Below are 18809 nucleotides of genomic sequence, written 5' to 3'. Positions count from 1 at the left end.
GTGTTCACCCCCATGTTCAGCACCCCGGACGCGCAGCGGCGCACCGGCCCGGCCGCGTGGGCGCAGGCGATGCTCGACTTCGAGGCCGCCCTCGCCCGTGCGCAGGCCCGCGCCGGAGTGGTCCCGCCGGAGGCCGCCGACCTGATCGCGGCGCACTGCCGGGCCGAGGAGTTCGATCTGGACTCGATCGCGCGGCGCGCCGTCGGCTCGGCGACCCCGGTGATCGCGCTGGTCGCGGACCTGAGCGAGCTGGTGGACCCGTCGGCCCGGCCGCACGTGCACGTGGGCGCGACCAGCCAGGACGTGCTCGACACGGCCGCGATGCTGGTGGTCCGCCGCACCCTGCGCGGCGTGCTCGCCGACCTGCGCGGCGCCGCCGACCGGTGCGCCGAGCTGGCTCGGGAGCACCGCGGCACGCTCATGATCGGGCGTTCGCTGCTGCAGCAGGCGCTGCCGACGACGTTCGGCCGCCGCTGCGCGAGCTGGCTGACGGCGCTGGATGAGTCGACCGCCGCGCTGGAGCGGGTGGTCGACGAGCGGCTCGCGGTGCAGCTGGGCGGGCCCGCGGGCACGCTCGGCTCCCTCGGTGATCGCGGCACGGCCGTGCTCGGCCACCTCGCCGCCGAGCTGGGCCTGGCCGAACCGGTGCTGCCGTGGCACACCGACCGCACCCGCGTCGCCGAGCTCGCGGGCGCGCTGGGCGCGGTGGCGGGGGCGCTCGGCAAGATCGCGCTGGACGTGGAGCTGCACGCGCAGACCGAGGTCGGCGAACTCGCCGAGGGCAGCTCCGGCGGCTCGTCGGCGATGCCGCACAAGCAGAACCCGGCGGGCTCGGTGCTGATCACCGCTGCCGCGCACCGGGTCCCCGGCCTGGTGGCGACGCTGCTGGCCGCGATGCCGCAGGCGCACGAGCGCGCCGCCGGGACCTGGCAGGCCGAGTGGGAGCCGTTGACCGAACTGCTGCGCCTGGTCGCCGCGGCCGCCGCGGGCGCGGACCGGCTGCTGGCCGGGCTGCGGGTGCGCGCCGACCGGATGGCGGCGAACGTGGAGCTCACCGGCGGGCTGGTGCTGGCCGAGAGCGCGTCCGCCGCCCTGCGCGGCGCCCTGGGCGGCACCGAGGCGCGGCGGCTCGTCGCCGAACTGTGCGAGCAGGTCGCCGAACGCGGCGGCACGTTGCGGGCCGCGCTGCTCGCCGACGAGCGGGTGCGGGCGGTGCTGTCCGAGGCGGACGTCGTCGCGGCCACCGACCCCGCCGGGCGGCTCGGTTCGGCCGAGGCGTTCGTGGACCGCGCCCTGGCCCGGCACGACCTCGGAGGGAACCGATGATCCCGCACCACGACCTGACCGGACCGGACGACGCCGACGTGCTGGTGCTGTCCAATTCGCTGGGCACCGACCTGGGGCTGTGGAACGGGCAGGTGCCCGCGCTCGCCGAGCACTTCCGGGTGCTGCGCTACGACCAGCGCGGGCACGGCGGCACCGCCGCGCCACCCGGCCCGTACCGGCTGGGCGAGCTCGGCACCGACGTGCTGGAGCTGCTGGACCGGCTCGGCGTGGCTCGCGCGCACTTCGCGGGGGTGTCGCTGGGCGGCATGACCGGCATGTGGCTGGCGCAGCACGCGCCGGAGCGCATCGGGCGGCTCGCGCTGATCTGCACGTCCGCCGAGCTCACCCCGCGCCAGGCGTGGCGGGATCGGGCCGCGCAGGCCCGCCGGGACGGCACCACCTCGATGGTCGCGGGTTCGCTGGAGCGCTGGTTCACGCCCGCGTTCGCGGCCACCGACGCGGCGGTCCCGTTCGGCGCCGCGCTCAGCGCCTGCGACGACGAGGGCTATGCGAGCTGCGCCGAGGCCATCGCCGAGCTGGATCTCGTCGAGGGACTGCCCCGGATCACCGCGCCGACGCTGGTGCTCGCCGCGCGCGAGGACCCGGCCACTCCCCCGCCGCACGCCGAGCGCATCGCCGCCGCGGTGCCCGGCGCGCGCCTGGACGTGCTCGACGACGCCTCGCACCTGGCCGTCGCGGAACGGCCGGACGCGGTGAACGCCCTGCTGCTGGACCACTTCACGAGGAGCGCGCGATGACCGACGACCAGACCCGGCACGCCGAGGGCATGGCGGTGCGCCGCGAGGTGCTCGGCGACGCGCACGTGGACCGCGCCGTCGCCGCCACCACCGAGTTCACCGCCGGGTTCCAGGACTTCATCACCCGCTACGCGTGGGGCGAGCTGTGGACCGGCGACGGCGTGCCGCGCCCGACCCGCAGCTGCCTGACGCTCGCGATCCTCGCGGCGACCGGCTGCGAGGAGGAGTTCGCGATGCACGTGCGCGCCGCCCGCCGCAACGGCGTCGGCACCGAGGAGATCCGGGAGGTGCTGATGCACGTGGCGATCTACGCCGGGGTGCCGAAGGCGAACCGGGCCTTCGCCCTGGCCAGGGACGTGCTCGCCGCCGAGGACGGCTGACGGGTGCCGTGGTCGCCCCGGGCGTCGCATGTGGAACGGTAGGTGCGCGGGGCGACGGCCGTCCCGGGCGAGCGAGGAGAGCGATGGAACCGGCTTCGGAATCCGGCGGGTACGTGCAGTCGCTGGCGCGCGGCCTCGCGGTGATCCGCGCGTTCGACGAGACGCGGCCGGAGATGACGCTCAGCGACGTCGCGCGCGCGACCGACCTGTCCCGCGCCGCCGCCCGCCGATTCCTGCACACCCTGGTGCAGCTGGGGTACGTGTGGACGGACGGACGGCTGTTCGCGCTGACGCCGCGGGTGCTGGAGCTCGGCTTCGCCTACCTGTCCAGCGTGTCGCTGCCGGAGATCGCCCAGCCGCACCTGGAACGCCTGGTGTCGCGGGTGCACGAGTCGGCGTCGGTGTCGGTGCTCGACGGCGACGACATCGTCTACATCGCGCGCGTGCCCACCAGCCGCATCATGACGGTGTCGATCAACATCGGCACCCGGTTCCCCGCCTACGCGACCTCGATGGGCCGAGTGCTGCTGGCGAACCTGCCCGCCGAGCGGCTGGACGACTTCCTCGCGCGGGTGCGGCTGGACCCGCTGGGCCCGCACACCGTCGGCAGCGCCGAGGAGCTGCGCGCCGAGCTGTCGCGGATCCGCGAGCAGGGCTGGGCGCTGGTGGACCAGGAGCTGGAGGCGGGGCTGCGGTCGATCGCCGCCCCGATCCGGGACCGCGCGGACCGGGTGGTGGCGGCGGCGAACATCTCCTCGCACGCCAGTCGCACCACGGCCGAGCAGGCGCAGGAGAACCTGCTGCCGGCGCTGCTGGAGACGACCGGGGCGATCGGCGCGGACCTGCGCTCGGCGCCCGGTTCGGCCGCGACCGCGCGGTGAGCCGCTGAGGCTCGGTTCCCGAACGGACCTGCCCGGCACCCGTCGACCCGATATCGGTATCGTACCGGTATCGCCGGAACGCCGAGGAGGGACGAGACCGTGACCGACGCGCGACTCCCCCGCGCCACCACCGGCACCGAGCAGGGCTGCGACGCGATCGACACCGTCGAGTTCCAGACCGCGGTGCTGATGCGCAACCTGGAGATGCTGTGCCGCCGCGGCGAGCTGCACCAGGAGGTGGACCGCGCCGGATACCTGCTGCTGCGCACCCTCATCGCGCGCGGGCCCTCCGACATCGGCGGACTCGCCGCCGCGCTCGGCCTGGACCCGTCCACGACCGGCAGGCAGGTGCTCGCCGCGGAACGCGCCGGGCACCTCACCCGCAGCCCCGACGGCGCCGACCGCCGCCGCAGCGTCCTGGCCATCACCGACTCCGGCGAAGCCGCGGTGCGCGCGGTGTGCGAACGCCGCCGCGAACGCACCGCGGCCCTGCTGTCCGGCTGGAGCGAGCAGGACCTGCGCCTGCTGTCCGAGATGGTCAGCCGCTACAACGACGCCATCGCCGCCGAATTCCTGGAAACCGACCCGCCCGGAGGGGCTTCGTGACCGCACCACACGTCCCGCTCGACGTCCTCGACCTCGTCTCCGTCAGCGAGGGCTCCACCATCGCCGACGCGATCGCCTCGTCGATGGCCGCCGCCGAACTCGCCGACGAGCTCGGCTACCGCCGGGTCTGGTACGCCGAGCACCACAACACCCCGTACCTCGGCGCCACCGCGACCGCGCTGCTCATCGCGCAGGCCGCCGACCGCACCGAACGGATCCGCGTCGGCTCCGGCGGCATCATGCTGCCCAACCACGCGCCGCTGCAGGTGGCCGAATCGTTCGGCACCCTCGCCCAGCTGCACCCCGGGCGCATCGACCTCGGGCTGGGCCGGGCGCCCGGGACCGACCAGATCACCGCGCAGCTGCTGAGCCGGTCCGGGGCGGACGCGCAGAGCTTCGCCAACTCGATCTACGACCTCACCGGGTGGTTCGGCGATGAAGGCCGCGCGCACAGCGCACCGGTCACCGCGGGCCCGGCGACCGGGACCCACGTCCCGCTGTGGGTGCTGGGGTCGACGGTGAACGGGGCCTCCATCGCCGGGCAGCTGGGCCTGCCGTTCGCGGTGGCCTCGCACTTCGCGCCCGCCGACCTGGACGAGATCGTCGAGGTGTACCGCTCCGCGTTCTCCACCGAGGCACCGACCGCGCAGCTCACCGAGCCGCACCTGATGGTCGGTGTCAACGTCGTGGTCGCCCCCTCCGACGAGGAGGCGGCGCGGCTGTGGACCACGGTGCAGCGCATGTTCGTCAACGTCCGCAGCGGCAACCGGCGCGCCCTCGAAGCACCGGTCGACCCCGGCGCGGTGGACGAGCGGGAGCGGCACTTCGCCGACGCGATGCTCGGCATCAACGCCGTCGGCTCCCCGGAGACCGCGGTGCGCCGGTTGGAGGAACTGGTCGCCCGCACCGGTGCCGACGAGCTGATCACCGTCACCTACTGCCACGACCCCGCCGACCGCCTCCGCTCCCTGAAGCTCCTCGCCGACGCCTGGTTCTGAGGTCCGGTCAGTCCAGGGTGAGGACGTCGGCGAGGACGGTGCCTGGTTCGGGCAGGCGCGCCGGGGCGGGGCTGTCGTGGACGACGAGGAGGTCGCCGCCGGGCAGCGCGGTGATGCCCTCGGCGTGGTCGCGGCCGTCGCCGTGCGGCAGGTCGGCCACCCGGACCAGTTCGTCGCGGCGCACGACCTCCGGCAGGTCGGCGCGGGCGGCGCCGGGCCAGCGGTACAGCCGGACCGGGCCGGACAGCGCCATCGACGGGCCGGCGAGGACCAGCAGGTCGTCGCCGTGCGGGCACAGATCGCGGACGCCGAGGCCGTCGAGGTCCAGGAAGTGCTTCGCGTAGCGCCGCGGCCCGTCGACCTTGCGCAGCACCAGCTCCCCGTCCTCCTCGCGCGGCGCGAGCCGCAGCACCACGGCCCAGCCGCGCAGCACCGGGCCGCGCAGACCCAGCAGCACCCGCTCGGCCCCCGGCTCGCCGTGCACCGCGATGCCTTCGACGTCGAACCCGTTGTCCTTGCCGGGAATCGGCAGGAACGGCGCCAGGTGCGGATCATCGGCCAGCAGTTCGCGCAGCCCCGGTTCGCCGAGCGCCGCGCTGCGCGCCCCGTCGCGGGTGCGGCGCACCGGGACGCCGTCGGCGAGCGCCACCCGCGCCAGCACCCGACGGGCCGGTTCCGGCACCACGGTGGCGAGGCGCTTCGCGGCCTTCGCGTCCGAGTGGTGCGCCTTCGGCTTCTTGCGCTTGGCGCTGTGCGAACCGACGACCCACAGGTAGGGGCCGCGGCGGGCCAGGCCCTCCACGTCGACCTCGTCGTCGGCGTCGCCGGGCAGGTCCAGCACCTCGGCGAGGGGGAACGAGACGTGCTCGGCGTACTCGGGGCGCCGCGCGTCGGTGCGGGTGAAGCGCTCCACCGTGGCGGTCTCGTCGCCGCCGACCCACAGGTGGTGGCCGTCGGTCCGGACCGCGGACAGGTTGACGTGCGTCTCCGCGCGCACCGCGTCGGAGTGGAAGCGCAGCGCGGCCGAACGAGTGGTGCCCATGCGCCTTTTCTACACGGGTGCCTCCTCGCTCGTTGTGCGTGGCACGGGGTGGCGGAACCTCAGCGGTTCCCTCACTGCGGGATCGATTTCCCAAGTGCTCCGCCACGAGGGAAATCGCTGTCCCGCGAGGGAACCCGCGGGTGGTCCGGTTGCTCGGGTGGTCGCTGCTCATCGCCTTCGCCGCTGACGAGGAACAGACAAGACCCGCCGACGGGTTCGGGCGCTGAGGTTCCGCCACCCGAGCACGACGCAAACCGAGTTCAACGACAGGCGGTCACCCGACCGGTGCCGCGGATCGCCGGGGGAGCACGGAATCCGCGACTATCGCGCCGCGGTGGCGGATGACCGTGGCGGCCAGCTGCTGCGCGCGATGCGCGGCCGCGACCGGGTCGGCGCCGGTGAGCCGGGCCGCGAGGTAGCCGGCGTCGAACGCGTCCCCGGCGGCGGTGGAGTCCACGACGGACTCCACCGGCACCGGCGGCACCCGCACGCCGCGCTCCCCGTCGAAGACCACGCAGCCCGCCGCGCCGTCCTTCACCGCCACGTCCGCCACCCCGGCCGCCCGCAGCCGGTCCACTGTGGACTCCGCGGTGGGGTCGCCGAACAGCGCCTGCTCGTCGGAGAACGTGGGCAGCCCGACCGCCGTCAGCGACCAGAGCTCCCGCACCTGCTCGGCCGCCGCCGCGGCACCGTCCCACCCGGCCGGCCGGTAGTTGCTGTCGAAGGACACCCGTCCCCCGGCGTCGCGGAACCGCCGCAGCGCCGCGCGCAGCCGCGCCCGCGCGGGCGGTGCGAGGATCTGCAGGCTGATCGCCGACAGGTGCACCAGGTCGTAGCCGTCGAAGTCCGGTTCCTCGACCGCGAACAGGCCGCGCGCCGCGGACTGCGAGCGGTAGTAGGTGAACGACCGCTCGCCGAACTCGTCGGTGCGCACCAGGTACAGCCCCGGCTGCGCCCCGGCGACCCGGCCGATCCGGTCGGTACCGACGCCCTCCGCCCGCATCGCAGCCAGGATCCGGTCGCTGTAGTGGTCGTCCCCCACCAGGGTCAGGTAGTCCACCTGCAGCTCCGCGGGGCCGGTGAGCCGGGACAGGTAGGTCGCGGTGTTGAACGTGTCCCCCGCGCACCCCAGCGACAGCACGTCCGCTTCCCGGTGGGTCAGTTCGATCATGCATTCGCCGATGGCCAGTACCCGGATCACGCCCGGTCCTCCCCGTCTCGTCCCGCCCGGCGGCGCCGGGTGATCATCCGATTCCACCACGCTCACCAGTCGTGCATCGACCCGTCCCGCAACCGGTTCACCGGCAGGTACTTCGGCGAGTACGGATAGCGGGCCGCGGCCTCCTCGTCCAGCTCCACGCCGAGGCCGGGGGCGTCGCCCGGGTGCATGTAGCCGTCGCGGAACGAGTAGTTCACCTTGAACACCTCGCCCGCCGGGTCCAGATGCCCCATGTACTCCTGCACGCCGAAGTTCGGCACCGTCAGGTCCAGGTGCAGCGCCGCGGCGAACGACACCGGCGACAGGTCGCCCGCGCCGTGCGAACCGGTGCGCACCCCGTGCAGCGCGGCCAGGTCGAACACCTGCCGCAGGTGGGTGATCCCGCCGGTGTGCGACACCGAGGCGCGGATGTAGTCGATCAGCCGCTCGCCGATCAGGTGCTTGCAGTCCCAGATCGAGTTGAACACCTCGCCGACCGCGATCGGCGTGGTGGTGTGCTGCCGGATCGTGCGGAACGCCTCCTGGTCCTCGGCCGGGGTGGGGTCCTCGATCCAGAACATCCGGTACGGCTCCAGCGACTTGCCCAGCTGCGCGGCCTCCAGCGGCGACAGCCGGTGGTGCACGTCGTGCAGCAGGTGGAAGTCGTAGCCGAACCGCTCGCGCACGGCGCGCATCAGCTCCGGCGCGAACTCCAGGTACGCCGGGGTGTGCCACACGTTGTCCGAGGGCATCGCCGCATCGGCCGGTTCGTAGGTGGAACCGGTGCCCGGGTGGTGCAGCCCGTAGGTGCTCTCCAGACCGGGCACGGCCGCCTGCACCCGGATCGCCCGGTAGCCGCGCTCCCGGTAGGCGGCGACGTCGTCGAGCAGCTCCTCGACGCTCTGCCCGCTGGCGTGCCCGTAGATCAGCACGCCGTCGCGGGCGGCGCCGCCGAGCAACCGGTGTACCGGCAGCCCGGTCTCCTTGCCGAGCAGGTCCCACAGCGCGACGTCCACCGCGGCGATCGCGGTCATCGTCACCGGCCCGCGCCGCCAGTAGGCCCCGCGGTACAGGTACTGCCAGATGTCGTTGATGCGCCCCGAATCCCGGCCGATCAGCAGCGGGCACACGTGGTCGCGCAGGTAGGAGGCGACGGCGAGCTCGCGCCCGTTGAGCGTGGCGTCGCCGAGCCCGGTCAGCCCGTCCTCCGTGGTGATCTTCAGGGTGACGTAGTTGCGGCCGGGGCAGGTGACGACGACGTCGGCGGCGGTGATCTTCACGGGGTCTCCTCGGCGAGCACGGCGATCTTCAGATGATCGCGTTCGGTCAGTGCGGTGCGCAGCGCCCGATCGGCCTCAGCGAGCGGGAACCGGGCGGTGACCATCCGGTCCAGCTCCGCTCGTCCGGAGCGCAGCAGCGCCGCGGCGGTGGCGAACGCTCCCGGCCCGTAGCGGAAGCAGCCGCGCACGTCGATCTCCCAGCGCTGCGCCGCCGCCAGCAGGTCCGGGGCGGCGGGCCGGTTCGCGGGGATGCCGACCAGGGCGACGACGCCACCGGGCACCAGCGCGTCCGGGCGGACCGCCTCCGGCGCCCCGGAGCACTCCAGCTGCTGGTCGAACGCCCCCGGCTCGGGATCGGCGGTGGTGGTGTCCAGGACCTCGTCCGCCCCGGCCCCGGCGGCGAGGTCGAGTCGCCGCCGGTCGACGTCGGTGAGCACGATCCGCGCGGCCCCGGCGGAGCGGGCCGCCGCGACCGCCAGCTGACCGATCGGCCCCGCCCCGGTCACCAGCACCGACGCCCCGCTGAGCACCCCGGCGCGACGCACCGCCCAGCAGGCCACGGCGAGCGGTTCGACCAGCGCGGCCACCGCCGGATCCGTCTCGGCGGGCACCCGGTGCACCAGTTCCGCGTCCACCACCAGCGTGCCGCGGATCGTGCCGTGCACCGGCGGCGAACCGAAGCAGCGCCCCGCCGGGCACAGGTTGTACCGGCCCACCGCACACGTCGGGCAGCGGCGGCACGGCCGCGCCGGTTCCACCGCGACGGCCGCGTCGAGCAGGCCCGGGTCGACCCCCTCGCCCAGCTCGACGACCACCCCGGACGCCTCGTGCCCGAGCACCGTGGGGGCGCGCAGCACGTTCGACCCGTTGCGGCCGTCGGCGTAGTAGTGCAGGTCGCTGCCGCACAACCCGGTGGCGCGCACCGCCACCCGCACCGCGCCGGGCCGCAGCGGCTCCGGCTCCACCTGTTCCACCCGCAGGTCCCGGGCGCCGTGCAGCACGGCCGCTCGTTCGCTCACCACTACCTCCACTTCGTCGGCGTACCAGGCGGTTCCCGCTGCGGCCTCAGCTCCGGGCCGGCAGCGGCCCCACCTCGCGGATCAACACCCCGTACGAGAACGCACCCACCAGCCCCAGCACCCCGGACAGCACCAGCGGCGCCACGAACGACCCGCCGGTCGCCCCCTGCAGCACACCGGTGACGATCGGGCCGACGAACCCGGCGATGTTCGCCGCGCAGTTCTGGATGCCCGCCAGCGACGACACCTGACCGGGCTGCGGTGCCATGTCCGCGGGCAACGAGGCCACCGACGCCGCGCTGAACGCCAGGCTCGCGTAGGAGATCGACAGCAGCACCAGCGCCGTCGCCGCGTTCGGCACCACCACCGCCAGCGCGATCACCGAGCTCAGCAGCATGCCCGGGATCAAGCAGGTCTTGCGGGCCCGGGTGAGGCTCCACCCCCGCCGCACCAGCGAATCCGACACCCAGCCGCCGAGCAGGCTGCCCCCGATCGCCACCACGCCGGGGATCGCCCCGACCGTGCCCAGCTCCAGCAGGTCGAAACCGCGCGCCTGCACCAGGTAGCTCGGGAACCAGGTGATGAAGAAGAAGATGATGTAGTTCAGGCAGAAGAAGCCGAGCATCATCGCCCACACCGCGCGGTACCGGAACAGGTCCCGCCAGCGCACCTTCGCCGCTTCGTCCGAAGTGGACTCCTCGCGCGCCCCGCCTGCCCGGATGTAGGCGAGTTCCTCCTCCGTCACCCGCGGGTGGTCCTCCGGCTCGTGGTAGGCCAGCCACCACCAGCCCGCCCACAGCAGGGCGAGCACGCCGACCACGATGAACGCGGCCCGCCAGCCCTCCCACGCGATGATCGCGGTCACCACCGGCAGCGCCACCGCGGTACCCGCCCGCGCGCCGTTGTCCCAGATGCTGTTGGCCAGCGCGCGCTCCCGGCGTGGGAACCAGCGGGACACCACCTTCGCCGAACCCGGATACCCGGTGGACTCGCCGATGCCCAGCAGGAATCGGAACACCAGCAGCGACACCAGACCGGCGACCAGACCGGTCAGCATCGTCGCCACGCCCCACACCACGGCGCCGAGCGCGAACGCGCGCTTCGCCCCGATGCGGTCGATGAGCGCCCCCGCGGGCAGCTGGAACCCCGCGTACGCCAGGAAGAACGTACCGAGGATCAGGCCCTGCACTCCCGGGTCGAACCCCAGGTCGTGGTTCATCGACGGCAGCGCGACGCTCAGCGCGGAGCGGTCCACGTAGTTCACCGAGAGGCCGACGAAGCACAGCAGCGCCATGCCCCACCGCAGGTTGTTCGCGCGGCCGCGGGGACGGGTCGCCCCGGCCGCGACCTCGGTTCGCCCGGTCATCGCTCCTCCTCGAGCCGCCCGGCCTCCGCGTCGACGCTGTATCGTTCCGTTCCGCGGAATACCGTTCTGCTGATGCGAACGGTAGCGTAAGCGGGAGATCACCGGAAAATCAACGGCCGAGGAAGCGGTGCAGCCCCCATGAGCGCCACCGAAGGCAGCGCGTTGCGCACGCTGCGCGTACTCGAAGCAGTGGCCCGCACCGGCGGCCCGCACCGGCTCGGCGAGATCGCGAGCAGCACCGGGCTCGCCAAGCCCAGCGCGCACCGCATCCTCAGCGGCCTCAGCGGCGCCGGATACGTGATCAGCGACGGCGACGGCGCCTACGGGCTCGGCCCGCGGACCTACGCGCTGTCCGCCACCATCGCCTCCGCTGAGGACACCGGCGGCGACACCGTGCTGCGCCGGTTCCAGTCCGAGGTCGAGCAGACCGTGCACGTGGCGCTGCGCAGCGGCGATCACGCGATCTACGTGCGCAAGGTGGACAGCGACGGGCCCTACCGGATGGCCTCCCGGATCGGCGGCGTGCTGCCGCTGCACTGCACCGCGATCGGCAAGGCGATCCTCGCGCACCTGCCCGCGGACGAGCGGGCGCCGCTGCTGCGCGACCTCCCGGCCCGCACCGAGCGCACCACCACCGACCCCGACGTGCTGGAACGGGAACTGGCCCGGGTGCGGGCGGACGGCTGCGCGCTCGACGACGAGGAGAACGAACCGACGATCCGCTGCCTCGCCGCGCCGCTGCTGGACGGCGCGGGTCGGCCCATCGGCGGCGTGAGCATCTCGACGATCACCTTCCAGACGCCGAAGGACGCGCTGCTGGCGCACTCGGCCCGGTTGACCGAGACGGCCGCGCTGCTCGCCCCGCTCTACACCTGAAGTCCGCCGGGCATCCCGCGCCCGCGCGCTTTTCCCCCGGACGATGGGAAAAACCGGTCATCGCGGGCACGCACACCGCCACCGAATCGCAACCACCGGGCAACCGGATCGGAGTACGCTCGGTCACCACACCGGCGACGACGGTGACCCTCGGCCGTGCGGAAGGGGCGCACCACACCCCGGTTCCCGAATCCGATGATCCCTCGATCCGGTGAGTCCGGGAACCGCGTCGGCCGGGCCGGAGTCGGAACCGGTTGCCGTCAGGAGTCGGCGAAGGGAGTCACTGCAGTGGATCAAGTCCGCGCCCGGTTGCGCGGCGGGCCCGAGGACGGCCGCGAGGTCAGCGTCCCCGCCGATCCCACCGGCCATCCCGTTCCGCGCATCACCGTGCCCGTCCGCTTGCCGGAGCAGCGCCGCTGCGCGACCCCGCCGCCGCTGCTGGTCTACGAGCGGTCCGGGTCGAAGCACACCGGCACCTGGGACTTCGACTACGTCGGCGCCGAGTCCCAGACCTGAGCCGACGTGCTCACCGGCCGGCCACCCCGCGCCACATCGGGTGCAGCAGCGGGCCACCGGGCAGCTCGATCGGGTCGCCCAGATCGGCGAAGCCCAGCCGCTGGTACAGCGCACGGCTGGCGGTGCTGCTCGCCTCCAGGTAGGTCGGCAGCCCGGCCCGGTCGCACTCGCGCAGGCTCGCGGCCAACGCCGCCGTGCCCTTCCCGGCGCGCTGCCGGTGCGGTGGCACGCCGATCAGCGCCAGGTACCAGTGCTCGACCCGCGGGTGCCGCTGCTCGGTGAGCTCGTCGAAGGTGGCGAACCGGTCGGCGAACGGCCCGACCAGGTCGGCGAGCCGCCGCTCCCCCTCGGCGTCCAGCGTCCGGGGGGCTTCCCGCCCGTCGCCGCGGAACCACACCTGCACCGCCGAGCCGGTGGTGACCACGGCGCCGGTGCGTTCGGCGTGCGCCACGGTCAGCTCGAACCAGGCCTCGTACAGCGGTTTTCGCAGCGCGGGGTCCGGCACCAGCCAGCAGGACACCGCGTCGTGGACGAACGCGCTGACCAGCGTCCGGACGGGCAGGTCGACATCAGTTCGCATCGTGGAGCTCCTCGCTCGGCCGACCGGGGTCGGCTCGGTCGATCAGGGCGGATCGCGCTCCCATGCCGATCCGGGCGTAAGCGTCAGGGCGGCGCAGGCGCAGCACCACGCCCCAGCAGAGCCCGGCAAGCGCGACCACCAGGTAGGCGCCGGGCAACGCCCACGCCGCCGCCGATCCCGGTGGCAGTCCCAGCACGGTCCCGAACGACCGCAGCGTCAGCACCAGGATTCCGCTGAGCACCACCGCCGCGGCACCCGGCGCCCACAGCGTCCGCCACCGCCCGCACCCGTGCCCCGGCGTCCGCAGGAAGTAGCCGACGACGGCGAACGACGTGGCGGTGACCAGGCACAGCACTCCGAGCGCCCCGCCGGAGGCTCCCCAGAAGAAGAGGTGGACGATCGGGTCCCAGCCGGTCATCGCGAACACCGCGATCACCAGCGCCGTCACCGCGCTCTGCGTCACCGACCCCGCGGTGGGCGCCGAGGTGCGCGGGCTGGTGACGCCCAACGCGCGCGGTCCGATGCCCTCGCGGCCGAGCGCGAACAGGTAGCGGGCGCACACGTGGTGGAACGAGAGCATGCCCGCGAACAGGCTCGTCACGTACAGCGCGGAGCCGAGCGTGACCAGCGCGGCGGGCAGCCGTTCCGCGGCGAGCACGAACATCAGCTCGGTGGAGTGCTCCTCGGCGGCGGCCACGATCCGGTCCGGGCCGGTCGCCACGGTCAACGCCCAGGTGGACAGCCCGTAGATCCCGCCGATCAACGCCAGCGACAGGTAGGTGGCGCGCCCGACGGTGCGCGGATCGCGGGCCTCCTCGGCGAGCACGGTGGAGTTCTCGAACCCGATGAACCCGGTGAACGCGATCACCAGGATCACCCCGGACGCCGCGGTGCCGAGCTGCAGCGGGTTCAAGGTGGTCAGCGTGACCCCCGGTTCGGCGGGATCGGTCACGAACGCCAGGTCGTAGAACAGGATCATCGCGATCTCGGCGAGCAGCAGCACGCCCAGCACGCGCCCGTTGACGTCGATGCGCAGCACGCCCAGCACCGCGACGAGCGCGGTGCCCACCCCGGAGAAGACCCACCACGGCACCGCGGGGCCACCTGCCTGGTGCAGCAGGTCCGCCGCGCCGACGCCGCAGCCGCCGACCAGGCTGACCTGCACCATCACGTAGGCGAGCACGGCGACCCCGCCCGCGGCGGTGCCGGTGACCCGGCCGAGGCCCTTCGCGATGTAGGCGTAGAACGCTCCCGCGTTCTCCACGTGCCGGGACATCGCCACGTAGCCGACGGCGAACAGGCCGAGGACGACCGCGACTGCCAGGTAGCCGACGGGGATGCCGTTCACGCCCGAGACGGCGAACCCGCTCACCGCTCCCCCGCCGACGACGGTCTCCGGGGCCGCCGCGGCGACGGTGAAGAAGATGATCGACCACATGCCGAGCCGGGAGGCGGCGAGCGAGTTCGCGACCGGGCCCGGCCGGGGGGACTGCTCCGCCGATCTGGGCAGGGTGGACGGTGGCACGATCGGTTCTCCTCGCTGTTCGGGGCTGTTCGGGCCTGGTCGGGCCTGGTCGGGTACGGCTCGGGACTGGTCGGGTATGGCCCGGAGGTGCGCGGGGTTCCGCGCGGTCCGGTGTCGGGATCGGGTGCGAATCGCCGTCGGCGGCACGCTCGCCGCACCGTGCGGCGGCGCCGGGGAAACCGCCGGGTCGGCCGCCCGTGCGGCGGCGCGACCGGGAGCGGCCAGCCGGGTCATCTCCGTGGCGTCATGGCCCACTGCTCGCGGGCGGCGGTGACCTCCGCGACGACGGTGCGCAAGCTCGCCGGCAGCCGGGGCAGCCAGCTCTCGGCGCGCTGCTCCGCCTGCCGCTGCACCTGGCGGGACAGGCCGAGCCGACCGGCGATGCCGGTACCGGTGACCAGCAACGCCAGCGCCACCTCGGCCTGGGCGTCCGGAACGGTGATCATCCCGGATCGGATCGCGGCCGATTCGTCGTGCGTGAAGGTGTCCACGACGCCCTCCACCGGGGTGCGCTGGTCCAGCCGGACCGGGCGCCAGGCGACCGCGGGCCCGGTGCGCCACCCGCCCGCGACGGGCACCTCCCGGACCACGTCGATGATGGTGAGGCGGGCGCGGACCTTCTCCGCCGCGGTGCCCGACAGGTACTGGATCCAGGTGCGCACCGAGTGCTGCGGTTCGGACCGGATCTCGCGCAGCACCGACCAGGACAGGAAGTCCGGCGGCATGCCCTTGCCCGCGGGGCGCACGGTGGGCAGCACGCCGATCTCGTCCTCCAGCAGCAGTTCGGCGAGCAGGCCGCCCGCGCAGCCGAGCGCGACCAGCTTGGGGTCCACCCGCGCGGCGAGCCGGTCCGACCCGGTGTGCGCGACCAGGAAGTAGCGGTCCGCCAGCCGCAGCGGGATCCGCCCGGTGCGGGTGGCCCGTTCCCGGGACGCCCGCTCCGCGCGCGGGTCGGGTGCCCCCGCGTCCGGGACTCCTTCGTCCGGCGGGTCCGGTGACGTGGTCAGGACGGCTCGGGACAACCGGCGCGTCCGGCGCCCGTTCACCGCACCCTCGTGGATCGACATGAACACCCCAGTGACTCGGTTTCCCCCGGGAAACGCCCTCGCGACGATGACTCCGTAGCGTTTCCAACCCGGGACACAGCGTAATCGTTCCCGGTCCAGGCCAAGATCCTCCAGAAGCGCGATGTTCACTGTGATCAAGCCGACGCCACTTCGCTCGTTCGAGTGGTCATCGGCGATCGGGCGTCGGAAACCCCTTGACGTGGAACGACTTCCCCTTCGACAGCGAGGCGCTCGCGGCACGAGGGCGGGGCGCGCCGGAACACCCGGCCGCGCCCCGGCGTTTGACTTCGAGTTAACGCGAACTAGCACGATCGGCACCGACCCACCACGAGCAGTGGCGCGCCCGGCCCGACCCGCGGTCCCGTCCCAGGACGGCGCCCGCACCGGCCGCGCACCGCACCGGCCCGCGACCGACCCGAACCGGCCGCGGAGCCGCCACACCGAGAGGAACCACCACATGACCAGCTGGGAGACGATGCGCTCCTTCGCCAGCGACGACTCGGTGACCAGGCAGCGCCTGGCACCCGGGCTCGCCCGGCGGATCGCGCGCTACGCCCGGCCGTACCTGCGCGACATCGTCCCGTTCCTGGTGCTGGTCGCCGTGGCGGCGGTGCTCGGCGTGGTGACCCCGCTGCTGTTCAAGGCGATCATCGATCACGGCATCCTGCCGCGGAACCCGGGCGTGGTGCTGTGGCTGGCGCTGGCCGTCGCCCTGGTCGCGGTGCTGGAGGCCGGGATGTCGCTGCTGCAGCGCTGGTACTCCGCGCGTCTCGGCGAGGGCCTGATCTACGACCTGCGCTCCGAGGTGTTCGACCACGTGCAGCGGATGCCGGTCGCGTTCTTCGTGCGGGCGCAGACCGGATCCCTGGTCAGCAGGCTCAACACCGACGTGATCGGCGCCCAGCGCGCCCTGACCAGCACGCTGTCCTCGGTGGTGTCGAACGTGCTGAGCCTGGTGCTGGTGCTGGCGACGATGTTCACGCTGTCCTGGCAGATCACCCTGATCGCACTGGTCCTGCTGCCGCTGTTCCTGCTGCCGGTGCGCTGGGTGGGCCGCCGGTTGCAGCGGATCACCCGCGAGCAGATGAAGACCGACGCGGAGCTGAGCTCGCTGATGACGGAGCGGTTCGGCGTCGGCGGCGCGATGCTGGCAAAGCTCTACGGGCGCGCCGACGAGGAGGCCGGCATGTTCTCCTCGCGGGCCGCGCGGGTCCGCGACCTGGGCGTGGTCTCCGCGATGTACAGCCGGGTGTTCTTCGTGGCGCTGACCCTGCTGGCCTCGCTGGCCACCGCCGTCGTCTACGGCCTCGGCGGCGGGCTGGTGATCTCCGGGGCGTTCGAGCTGGGCACGCTGGTGGCGCTGGCGACCTTGCTGAGCAGGCTCTACGGCCCGCTCACCGCACTGTCGAACGTGCACGTGGACGTGATGACGGCGCTGGTCAGCTTCGACCGGGTCTTCGAGGTGCTGGACCTGCGGCCGATGGTCGAGGACAAGCCGGACGCGGTGGTGCTCGACGCCCGCGCCGAACCGGCCGCCGTCGAGTTCGACCGGGTGTCGTTCCGGTACCCGGCCTCCGCGGACGTGTCGCTGGCCTCGCTGGAATCGGTCGCCCGCCCGGAGAGCGCTCCGGCGCACGAGGTGCTGCACGACATCAGCTTCCGGGCCGAGCCGGGCCAGACCGTCGCGCTGGTGGGACATTCCGGCGCGGGGAAGACGACGATCACGCACCTCGCGGGCCGGCTCTACGACGTGGACGCCGGCAGCGTCCGGGTCGCCGGGCACGACGTGCGGGACGTGACGCTGCGCTCGCTGTACTCGACGGTCGGCGTGGTCACCCAGGACCCGCACCTGTTCCACGACTCGATCCGGGCGAACCTGGCCTACGCCCGACCGGGGGCGTCCGACGCCGAACTGCTGGCGGCGTTGCGCACCGCGCAGCTGCAGGAGTTGGTCGACGACCTGCCGGACGGGCTGGACACGGTGGTCGGCGACCGCGGCTACCGGCTCTCCGGTGGGGAGAAGCAGCGCCTGGCGATCGCGCGGCTGCTGCTGAAGGCACCGCCGGTGGTGGTGCTGGACGAGGCCACCGCGCACCTGGACTCCGAGTCGGAGGCGGCGGTGCAGCAGGCGCTGTCCACGGCGCTGGCGGGCCGCACCGCGCTGGTGATCGCGCACCGGCTGTCCACGATCCGCGAGGCGGACCGGATCCTGGTGATCTCCGGTGGCCGCATCGCCGAACAGGGCACCCACGCCGATCTGCTCGCCCGCGACGGCCTCTACGCCGAACTCCACCGCACCCAGTTCGCCGGTTCCGCGGAGGCCGTCTCAGCCACCTGATCCACCCCGGTGGGCGGACCGCCGCATCCGGCGGCCCGCCCACCGCGACCAACGCGACCACCGTGACCGGCGAGACCGGCGAGACCGGGCGCGCCTCCCCGACCGATTCCATCTCGACCCGCAACCGGTACTGACCCCTCAACACCTTCGAGGCCCGCCCCGACCCAGGCAACGGCCACCACGTTCCACAACAGGCAGGTTGACGCGAACGAACACCACCGATCGGTGACCGGTGGTCCGCCGAGCCGAACCACCGGCCACCCACCGTTGATCTTGCCAGCGGCGGTTGCGGTTTCTTCTCTCAGCGGCGAAGCCGATGACCTGACGACCACACACGCCACCGGCACCGCAGCGGGTTCTCAGCTGGTTCCTCGCGAGGACGGCGATTTCTCCTGTGGCGGAGCCACCGGTGACATCGATCCCGCAGCGAGGGACCAGCTGAGGTTCCGCCACCGCCCCCGTTAGCAGCAGGAGCCGAGACGACCAGCAGTCAGTCGGTGAGCGGGCGGGTGCCCTTGCGGCCGTCCGGGTCGATGCGGCGGAGCATCGCTCCGCAGATCTCCCCCATCTCCTGGAGCTGCGGGCCGGTGAGCGCGTCGAGCACCAGGTCGCGGACCCGTTCGACGTGGCCGGGCGCGGCGTCGACGACCTTGCGGTAGCCGGCGTCGGTGAGTTCGGCGAGGTTGCTGCGGCCATCGCAACTAGAGCGGGCGCGGCGCACCCACCCGTTCTTCTCCAGCCGGGCCACCACGTGCGAGACGCGGGACGGCGAGGCGCTGGCGCGAGCGGCGAGGTCGCTCATCCGCAGCGACCGGTCGGGGCGTTCGGACAGCATCGCCATCACCCAGTAGCCGAAGTGCGTGACGCCGGAGTCGCGCTGCAGCTGAGAGTCGAGCGCGGGCGGCAGCAGGGTCATGAGCATCGCGAGCTGACGCCATGCCTTCTGCTCTTCGTCGGTCAACCAGCGCGGCTCGTCCACCGGACCAGTCTAACCAGACCGGTTGAGTCGACCAGCGGCTTTGCCTACCCTAATATTTGAATCTTCAAGAAAAG

General features: G+C 73.4%; 18 protein-coding genes. 9 read left to right on the top strand and 9 right to left on the bottom strand.

Going from position 1 to position 18809, the window contains the following annotated elements:
- The 6 genes from pcaB to AC29IT_RS01340 all read left to right on the top strand — a co-directional run bounded on the left by pcaB (window position 1) and on the right by AC29IT_RS01340 (window position 4949).
- Window positions 1-1326, top strand: a complete 1326-nt coding sequence (gene pcaB, locus AC29IT_RS01365; protein WP_488217533.1) for a 3-carboxy-cis,cis-muconate cycloisomerase — start codon at window positions 1-3, stop codon at window positions 1324-1326.
- Window positions 1323-2084: a 3-oxoadipate enol-lactonase gene (gene pcaD / locus AC29IT_RS01360; RefSeq protein ID WP_358439016.1), complete on the top strand. Its 762-nt coding sequence runs from the start codon at window positions 1323-1325 to the stop codon at window positions 2082-2084. The genes pcaB and pcaD overlap by 4 nt, the downstream gene beginning before the upstream one ends.
- A complete protein-coding gene (gene pcaC, locus AC29IT_RS01355) occupies window positions 2081-2464 on the top strand; it encodes a 4-carboxymuconolactone decarboxylase (protein ID WP_358439013.1) in 384 nt (127 codons plus the stop codon). The genes pcaD and pcaC overlap by 4 nt, the downstream gene beginning before the upstream one ends.
- An 83-nt stretch (window positions 2465-2547) precedes the next feature.
- A complete protein-coding gene (locus AC29IT_RS01350) occupies window positions 2548-3345 on the top strand; it encodes an IclR family transcriptional regulator (protein WP_488217532.1) in 798 nt (265 codons plus the stop codon).
- Window positions 3346-3444: 99 nt separating this feature from the next.
- Window positions 3445-3951 (top strand): MarR family winged helix-turn-helix transcriptional regulator, encoded by a 507-nt coding sequence (locus AC29IT_RS01345; RefSeq protein ID WP_358439007.1) that lies wholly within the window; start codon window positions 3445-3447, stop codon window positions 3949-3951.
- A complete protein-coding gene (locus AC29IT_RS01340; RefSeq protein ID WP_358439004.1) occupies window positions 3948-4949 on the top strand; it encodes an LLM class flavin-dependent oxidoreductase in 1002 nt (333 codons plus the stop codon). The genes AC29IT_RS01345 and AC29IT_RS01340 overlap by 4 nt, the downstream gene beginning before the upstream one ends.
- Window positions 4950-4956: 7 nt before the next feature.
- On the opposite strand, the gene AC29IT_RS01335 is transcribed toward AC29IT_RS01340, so the two are convergent.
- The 5 genes from AC29IT_RS01335 to AC29IT_RS01315 form a co-directional block, all read right to left on the bottom strand.
- The gene (locus AC29IT_RS01335) at window positions 4957-5991 is read right to left on the bottom strand and encodes a DUF3616 domain-containing protein (RefSeq protein WP_488217531.1); all 1035 of its coding nucleotides are present in this window, start codon (window positions 5989-5991) and stop codon (window positions 4957-4959) included.
- A 274-nt stretch (window positions 5992-6265) separates the two neighbouring features.
- Window positions 6266-7192 (bottom strand): sugar kinase, encoded by a 927-nt coding sequence (locus AC29IT_RS01330; RefSeq protein ID WP_488217530.1) that lies wholly within the window; start codon window positions 7190-7192, stop codon window positions 6266-6268.
- A gap of 62 nt (window positions 7193-7254) precedes the next feature.
- Window positions 7255-8469 carry a D-mannonate dehydratase ManD gene (manD, locus tag AC29IT_RS01325; protein WP_488217529.1) on the bottom strand — a complete coding sequence of 405 codons (1215 nt, stop codon included), beginning with the start codon at window positions 8467-8469 and terminating at the stop codon, window positions 7255-7257.
- Window positions 8466-9488: an alcohol dehydrogenase catalytic domain-containing protein gene (locus tag AC29IT_RS01320; protein ID WP_488217528.1), complete on the bottom strand. Its 1023-nt coding sequence runs from the start codon at window positions 9486-9488 to the stop codon at window positions 8466-8468. The genes manD and AC29IT_RS01320 overlap by 4 nt, the downstream gene beginning before the upstream one ends.
- Window positions 9489-9534: 46 nt before the next feature.
- Complete coding sequence (locus tag AC29IT_RS01315) at window positions 9535-10854, bottom strand: MFS transporter (RefSeq protein ID WP_488217527.1); 1320 nt, start codon at window positions 10852-10854, stop codon at window positions 9535-9537.
- Window positions 10855-10992: 138 nt separating this feature from the next.
- On the opposite strand from AC29IT_RS01315, the gene AC29IT_RS01310 reads away from it, so the two are divergent.
- Both AC29IT_RS01310 and AC29IT_RS01305 read left to right on the top strand, forming a co-directional pair.
- Complete coding sequence (locus tag AC29IT_RS01310; RefSeq protein ID WP_488217526.1) at window positions 10993-11730, top strand: IclR family transcriptional regulator; 738 nt, start codon at window positions 10993-10995, stop codon at window positions 11728-11730.
- Between the two features lie 288 nt (window positions 11731-12018).
- Window positions 12019-12246, top strand: coding sequence for a hypothetical protein (locus tag AC29IT_RS01305; protein WP_358438986.1), 228 nt, complete (start codon window positions 12019-12021; stop codon window positions 12244-12246).
- A gap of 10 nt (window positions 12247-12256) precedes the next feature.
- On the opposite strand, the gene AC29IT_RS01300 is transcribed toward AC29IT_RS01305, so the two are convergent.
- The 3 genes from AC29IT_RS01300 to AC29IT_RS01290 form a co-directional block, all read right to left on the bottom strand.
- Window positions 12257-12826 (bottom strand): GNAT family N-acetyltransferase, encoded by a 570-nt coding sequence (locus AC29IT_RS01300; RefSeq protein ID WP_358438983.1) that lies wholly within the window; start codon window positions 12824-12826, stop codon window positions 12257-12259.
- On the bottom strand, window positions 12816-14351 hold the full coding sequence (locus AC29IT_RS01295; RefSeq protein WP_358438980.1) for an APC family permease: 1536 nt from the start codon (window positions 14349-14351) through the stop codon (window positions 12816-12818). Before AC29IT_RS01295 ends, AC29IT_RS01300 begins: the two co-directional genes overlap by 11 nt.
- A 230-nt stretch (window positions 14352-14581) precedes the next feature.
- Window positions 14582-15418 carry a GPP34 family phosphoprotein gene (locus AC29IT_RS01290; protein ID WP_358438977.1) on the bottom strand — a complete coding sequence of 279 codons (837 nt, stop codon included), beginning with the start codon at window positions 15416-15418 and terminating at the stop codon, window positions 14582-14584.
- 457 nt (window positions 15419-15875) lie between these two features.
- Between AC29IT_RS01290 and AC29IT_RS01285 the strand changes: the two genes are divergently transcribed.
- Window positions 15876-17756, top strand: a complete 1881-nt coding sequence (locus AC29IT_RS01285) for an ABC transporter ATP-binding protein (protein ID WP_488217525.1) — start codon at window positions 15876-15878, stop codon at window positions 17754-17756.
- 490 nt (window positions 17757-18246) lie between these two features.
- Here the strand turns inward: AC29IT_RS01285 and AC29IT_RS01280 are convergent, their stop codons facing one another.
- Entirely contained in the window at window positions 18247-18735 is a 489-nt protein-coding gene (locus AC29IT_RS01280; RefSeq protein WP_358438974.1) for a MarR family winged helix-turn-helix transcriptional regulator, read from the bottom strand.
- Window positions 18736-18809: the final 74 nt, after the last annotated feature.

The sequence above is a fragment of the Saccharopolyspora sp. MMCC62 genome, assembly GCF_057736575.1.
This window is presented reverse-complemented; position numbering and strand designations above follow the sequence as displayed.

Coding starts and splice junctions, on each gene's coding strand:
- pcaC (WP_358439013.1), top strand. CDS start 2,081: ATGACCGACGACCAGACCCGGCACGCCGAGGGCATGGCGGTGCGCCGC.
- AC29IT_RS01315 (WP_488217527.1), bottom strand. CDS start 10,854: ATGACCGGGCGAACCGAGGTCGCGGCCGGGGCGACCCGTCCCCGCGGC.
- AC29IT_RS01310 (WP_488217526.1), top strand. CDS start 10,993: ATGAGCGCCACCGAAGGCAGCGCGTTGCGCACGCTGCGCGTACTCGAA.
- AC29IT_RS01300 (WP_358438983.1), bottom strand. CDS start 12,826: ATGCGAACTGATGTCGACCTGCCCGTCCGGACGCTGGTCAGCGCGTTC.
- pcaD (WP_358439016.1), top strand. CDS start 1,323: ATGATCCCGCACCACGACCTGACCGGACCGGACGACGCCGACGTGCTG.
- AC29IT_RS01290 (WP_358438977.1), bottom strand. CDS start 15,418: ATGTCGATCCACGAGGGTGCGGTGAACGGGCGCCGGACGCGCCGGTTG.
- AC29IT_RS01335 (WP_488217531.1), bottom strand. CDS start 5,991: ATGGGCACCACTCGTTCGGCCGCGCTGCGCTTCCACTCCGACGCGGTG.
- AC29IT_RS01350 (WP_488217532.1), top strand. CDS start 2,548: ATGGAACCGGCTTCGGAATCCGGCGGGTACGTGCAGTCGCTGGCGCGC.
- AC29IT_RS01285 (WP_488217525.1), top strand. CDS start 15,876: ATGACCAGCTGGGAGACGATGCGCTCCTTCGCCAGCGACGACTCGGTG.